The organism is Vibrio sp. 1562 (assembly GCF_033340155.1).
GTDB lineage: Bacteria > Pseudomonadota > Gammaproteobacteria > Enterobacterales > Vibrionaceae > Vibrio > Vibrio alginolyticus.
The window spans coordinates 1-859 of record NZ_JAWOVY010000188.1 but is presented as its reverse complement, the minus strand read 5'-3'; the positions used below and the strand labels follow the sequence as shown (position 1 = coordinate 859).

Annotated in this window: 1 protein-coding gene and 1 pseudogene; both read right to left on the bottom strand. The window is 45.5% G+C overall.

The genetic code is table 11. The annotated features are described in order from the left end of the window. A pseudogene (locus R7Z49_RS24065) lies at positions 1-98 on the bottom strand (rod shape-determining protein MreD); the annotation flags it as partial. Then, on the bottom strand, positions 88-859 hold a 772-nt coding region (gene mreC, locus R7Z49_RS24060; protein WP_318112240.1), incomplete at its 5' end, for a rod shape-determining protein MreC. The gene mreC and the pseudogene R7Z49_RS24065, both read right to left, overlap by 11 nt.

The following is an 859-nucleotide window of genomic DNA, read 5'->3' as shown; positions in this document are numbered from 1 at the left end:
AGGTCCAATACACCTGGCCAAGGAATGGTTTGCAGTACTAGCGCAACGAAGAAACTAACACCAATCACCATTCTGCTACGCAATACATTACTGGCCATTAGTTACCTCTTGTTCTTGCTCTAACCCGTCATTCGCATTGGATTGCAATACTTTGTGCTGACGATCTTCGTTTGGCCAGATCAACAGCAAGTATCGTAGACGATCAAACTCCACCACAGGTTCGGCTTTGATCGATGCAAACTCTTGACGAGTATCGTGATCCACATTCGTGACCGTCGCCACAGGGTAGCCTTCAGGGTAAATGCCTCCCAGACCGGATGTCACAAGTAAATCACCGACTTGAATATCTGTACTGGTTGGAATGTGTTCCAGTTGGATTTCATCCATTTCACCATTACCTGATGCAATTACTCGAATGTCATTACGAATGACCTGAACTGGAATGGCATTTTTTGCATCTGTCAGTAGCAATACGCGCGCATTGTGCGCCGCAACAAACGTAACCTGACCAACAATACCTTTTTCATTAATGACTGGCTGACCAACGTACACACCGTCAATTTGGCCTTTATCAATCACCACTTGATGACGATAAGGTGAAGTATCCACCGCCATTACTTCGGTCACGACCTTCTTCTCATCACGAACAAAAGACGAGCCAAGCAACTTACGCAAGCGTTGGTTCTCTTCTTTATATTGGTCGAGCAAGATCAATTCGCTTTTTAGACGAAGCACTTCGCGCTTTAAGTTGCGATTGCCTTCTACTAATGCCTGACGAGTATTAAAACGCTCGAATACACCATCAAACATACGTCGAGGCAGATTCGCTGCGTACTGAATTGGCGCAACCATACCGTTG